This window comes from Acinetobacter lactucae (assembly GCF_013344765.1).
Taxonomy (GTDB): domain Bacteria; phylum Pseudomonadota; class Gammaproteobacteria; order Pseudomonadales; family Moraxellaceae; genus Acinetobacter; species Acinetobacter lactucae_A.
On record NZ_JABVBF010000401.1, the window covers coordinates 1 to 596 of the forward strand.

Below are 596 nucleotides of genomic sequence, written 5' to 3' on the forward strand. Positions count from 1 at the left end.
GAACCAGTAAGTACTTTCATTTTTCTCTTTTAATGTATCTAAATCCAAAAATATTGGACTAGATCCATGTTGATAATTATCATCAAAAACAATAAAGCGTTTATTACTGTCTTCCGATAACTTTTCTATTAAATTATTATTTTTCACAAGGTATTGGAAAAAATGTTCATCTGGACATAACTTGCGCCTAAAGGAGTTAAGATAATCCTCATTCGCGGATGACATCATCACTTCTAAATCTTTACGTCCTATTGAAAACCACTGACTACCAAACAAGCACTTTTCGTCGCTTGGTATTAATTTATCTAATAACTTATAAAAAATTGTTAGGGCTTTTCCATACAATTTTCTTTGATGCTTTGTATCCGCATGCGGAGTATCAAAACGAACTCTATATCTATGTCTCGGTGATTCATAACATTCCATATAGATCTTATCTTCATTAAATGAAAATTCGTCAAATGGTCTCAGAATAACATCATCACCACTGATCAAGTGAAAGAAACTATTATTTTTGTCATGATTTAAAGCAAAATTTATGAGATTAATAGTTGCCTCAACCATAGAGAAACCAGCCCAAGTGATATCTATTCGAT

At 31.4% G+C, this 596-nt stretch carries 1 protein-coding gene; it reads right to left on the reverse strand.

The window, feature by feature from the left end; all coding sequences use genetic code 11:
* A partial coding sequence (locus HUN22_RS17565; protein ID WP_368074587.1) for a beta-1,6-N-acetylglucosaminyltransferase occupies window positions 1-591 on the reverse strand: 591 nt, incomplete at its 3' end.
* Window positions 592-596 lie beyond the last annotated feature (5 nt).